The 3,582-nt window shown below is 68.2% G+C and carries 5 protein-coding genes; 2 read left to right on the top strand and 3 right to left on the bottom strand.

Annotation, left to right across the window (positions count from 1 at the left end):
* Positions 1-345 (bottom strand): DNA repair protein RecO (gene recO / locus WA965_RS19600; protein WP_526447970.1); only part of this gene is annotated, 345 nt, incomplete at its 3' end.
* 63 nt (positions 346-408) lie between these two features.
* Between recO and WA965_RS19595 the strand changes: the two genes are divergently transcribed.
* Positions 409-1,968: an amidase gene (locus WA965_RS19595; RefSeq protein WP_526447969.1), complete on the top strand. Its 1,560-nt coding sequence runs from the start codon at positions 409-411 to the stop codon at positions 1,966-1,968.
* Between the two features lie 76 nt (positions 1,969-2,044).
* Complete coding sequence (locus tag WA965_RS19590; protein WP_526300906.1) at positions 2,045-2,464, top strand: CAP domain-containing protein; 420 nt, start codon at positions 2,045-2,047, stop codon at positions 2,462-2,464.
* On the opposite strand, the gene era is transcribed toward WA965_RS19590, so the two are convergent.
* Positions 2,461-3,369 carry a GTPase Era gene (gene era / locus WA965_RS19585; protein ID WP_526300902.1) on the bottom strand — a complete coding sequence of 303 codons (909 nt, stop codon included), beginning with the start codon at positions 3,367-3,369 and terminating at the stop codon, positions 2,461-2,463. The genes WA965_RS19590 and era overlap by 4 nt on opposite strands.
* Positions 3,366-3,582 (bottom strand): cytidine deaminase-like protein (locus WA965_RS19580; RefSeq protein WP_526447967.1); only part of this gene is annotated, 217 nt, incomplete at its 5' end. The genes era and WA965_RS19580, both read right to left, overlap by 4 nt.

Raw genomic sequence — 3,582 nt, 5'->3', positions numbered from 1 at the left:
GTGCAGCGCGGGCGCCGGGGCGCGCTCCTCCCCGGCCAGCCGCTCGGCGGTTTCGAGCACCGCACACGCACAGGTGTAACGGCCGTAGTCGCTGACGATGTCCGAGGCGAACGAGTCGATCGCCTGGACCTGGGTGACGATGTCGAGGTTGCGGCCCGGATGCAGCTGAACATCGATGTGCGCGAACGGTTCCAGCCGCGCGCCGAACTTGCTGCGGGTTCGTCGCACCCCCTTGGCGACGGCCCGCACCAGGCCGTGATCGCGCGTGAGCAGGGTCACGATGCGGTCGGCTTCGCCGAGCTTGTGCTGGCGCAACACCACCGCTCGATCCCGATACAGACGCATTCGGCCAGTGTCCCATTGCCAACTGACGAAAACCGATCCGCAGCGCCGATACTCTCGTATGTGATGGCCGAGTCGAACCGCTACCGCACCCGTTTCCCCACCCTGACTCGCCAGCTGTACCAGCTGGCGAGTGGCGCCTCCACGTCCGACGACCTGGTCCGCGGGTCGCTGGAAGCCATCGAGGCCAGCCAGCCCGCACTCAACGCCTTCCGCGTGGTGCTCACCGACCAGGCACTCGCCGACGCGGCTGAAGCCGATCGCAAACGCAAGGCGGGCCAGGATATTTCGAAGTTCCCGCTGCTGGGCATCCCGATCGCGGTCAAGGACGACGTCGACATCGCCGGTGTCCCCACCCGGTTCGGGGCCGACGGCGAGGTGCGGATCGCCGAGGCCGACGCCGAGGTGGTCCGGCGGCTGCGAGCCGCGGGTGCGGTGATCGTCGGCAAGACCAACACCTGCGAGCTGGGCCAGTGGCCGTTCACCAGCGGACCCGCATTCGGACATACGCGCAACCCTTGGTCGGCCGGGCACACCCCGGGAGGTTCGTCGGGCGGCAGTGCCGCCGCCGTCGCGGCGGGCCTGGTGGCGGCGGCGATCGGTTCCGACGGGGCAGGCAGCGTGCGGATCCCGGCGGCGTGGACCCACCTGGTCGGCATCAAGCCGCAGCGTGGTCGCATCTCGACCTGGCCGCTGCCCGAGGCGTTCAACGGCATCACCGTCAACGGTGTGCTGGCCCGCACCGTCGCCGATGCGGCGTTGGTGCTCGACGCGGCCTCGGGCAACGCCCCCGGGGATCTGCACCAGCCACCGCCGGTACAGGCGTCGGACTACGTGTCGCGCGCACCGGGGCCGCTGCGCATCGCGATGTCCACCAAGTTTCCGTTCACGGTGTTCCGGGCAGGCCTGCACCCCGAGATCCGCTCGGCGCTGGAGGCGGTCGCCGGCCAACTCGAACAGCTCGGCCACACCATGGTGAAAGCCGACCCCGACTACGACCTGCGCATGTCGTGGAACTTCCTGGCCCGCTCGACCGCAGGCATCCCGGAGTGGGTCGATCGCCTGGGCTACGGCGTGAACCTGGACAAACGCACGGTGTCGAATGCCCGGATGGGTCGGCTGCTGTCACAGCATGTCCTGCGCAAGGCCCGCGACCACGAAGCGGCGTCGCAGCGGCGGATCGGGTGGATCTTCAACCTGGCCGACGTCGTGCTGGCGCCCACGACCGCCCAGCCACCGCTGGAGATCGATGCCTTCGACCAGCTCAGCGGCCTGGCCACGGATCGCACCATGATTCGCGCCTGCCCGGCCACCTGGGCCTGGAACCTGCTCGGCTGGCCGTCGATCAACGTGCCCGCGGGATTCACTTCCGACGGACTGCCCATCGGGGTGCAGCTGATGGGTCCGGCGAACAGCGAACCGTTGCTGGTGTCGCTGGCCGCCGCGCTGGAGGCCATCAACGGCTGGGCTTCGCGGGAACCGGAGATCTGGTGGGACACCCGCGACCGGACAGAGCCCGAGCACACCACGAACCTGAGCGCTCCGCACTCCACCGCCAATATGAGCGCTCCGCACTCCACCGCCAATATGAGCGCTCCGCACTCGATCGCCGACGAGGTCGCGTAATGTCCCGACTGTGTCCGTCACCAAGATCACACGCGCTCTACCTGCAGTGCTGCTCGTCGGCGCCGGGATCGCGGCGATGCCCGACGCGCACGCCGACAACCGGCGCCTGAACGAAAGCGTCGTCGTCAACGTCTACACGGTCCAGCACAAGAACGACTGTGACACCGAGATCAAGATCAACCCGCAGCTCCGACTGGCGGCTCAGTGGCACACCAACGACGTGCTCCGAAACCGCGCCTTGAACGGCGACATCGGGTCAGACGGATCCACCGCTCAGGATCGTGCCAACAAGGCCGGGTTCGTGGGCGCGGTCTCCGAGACCGTCGCGATCAACCCGGCACTGGCCATCAGCGGCATCGAGATCATCAACCAGTGGTACCACCGGCCCGACTACTTCGCGATCATGGCGAACTGCGCGAACACCCAGATCGGCGTGTGGTCGGAGAACAGCCTGGACCGCAGCGTCGTCGTCGCCGTCTACGGCCAGCCCGGCTAGAAACCCAGTCGGCCGAGCTGTTTGGGATCGCGCTGCCAGTTCTTGGCGATCTTGACCCGCAGGTCGAGATAGACCTTGGTGCCGAGCAGCTTCTCGATCTGCGTGCGGGCGGCGGTGCCCACCTCACGCAGACGCTCGCCGCCCTTGCCGATCACGATGCCCTTCTGGGAGTCGCGCTCGACGTAGAGGATGGCGTGCACGTCCATCAGGGGCTGATCTTCGGGGCGGTCCGGTCGCAGTTCCATCTCGTCGATCACCACGGCCAGTGAGTGCGGCAACTCGTCGCGGACACCCTCCAGCGCCGCCTCCCGGATCAGCTCGGCGATGAGCGTCTCCTCGGGTTCGTCGGTGAGCTCGCCGTCGGGGTAGAACGCGGGACCCGGCGGTAGTTGGGCGACCAGCACGTCGACGAGCACGTCGAGTCGCTCGCCGGAGGTCGCCGACACCGGCACGATCTCGGTGTCGGGGCCGACGAGTTCGCTGACCGCCAAGAGTTGTTCGGCGACCCGCTCCCGGGACACCTTGTCGGTCTTGGTGACAACCGCGACCAGCGTGGTCCGCGGGGCGACGGCGCGGATTTGGTCGAGGATCCACCGGTCCCCCGGCCCGATCTTCTCGTCGGCCGGGATGCACATCCCGATCACGTCCACCTCGGAGTAGGTGCCCTTGACCAGATCGTTGAGGCGCTGCCCCAGCAGAGTGCGGGGGCGGTGCAGGCCGGGGGTGTCGACCAGCACGATCTGGAAGTCGTCGCGATGCACGATGCCACGGATCGTGTGTCGGGTGGTCTGTGGCCGATTCGATGTGATCGCCACCTTGGTTCCGACCAGCGCGTTGGTCAGCGTCGACTTCCCGGTGTTCGGCCTGCCGACGAAACAGACGAAGCCCGAACGGAATTCGGTCACAGCACTGCGCCTGACCGGTCGGTGACGATGATCTCGGCGTCACCGGACAGGTCATGCACCGCCGAGACGCCGGGATCGTCGGACGATCCGCCGACGAGCACCGCGGCCTCGAGGCCGCTGGCACCGCTCGACACCGCCGCGGCAACCGCCGCCTGGAGTGCCGTCAGCTCCAGCGACCTCAACACGACGGGGGCTCCGGCGTAGGTGCGGCCG

The sequence above is a fragment of the Mycobacterium sp. genome, from assembly GCF_049683935.1.
Taxonomy (GTDB): Bacteria; Actinomycetota; Actinomycetes; order Mycobacteriales; family Mycobacteriaceae; genus Mycobacterium.
This window is presented reverse-complemented; position numbering and strand designations above follow the sequence as displayed.

Coding starts and splice junctions, on each gene's coding strand:
- WA965_RS19595 (WP_526447969.1), top strand. CDS start 409: ATGGCCGAGTCGAACCGCTACCGCACCCGTTTCCCCACCCTGACTCGC.
- WA965_RS19590 (WP_526300906.1), top strand. CDS start 2,045: ATGCCCGACGCGCACGCCGACAACCGGCGCCTGAACGAAAGCGTCGTC.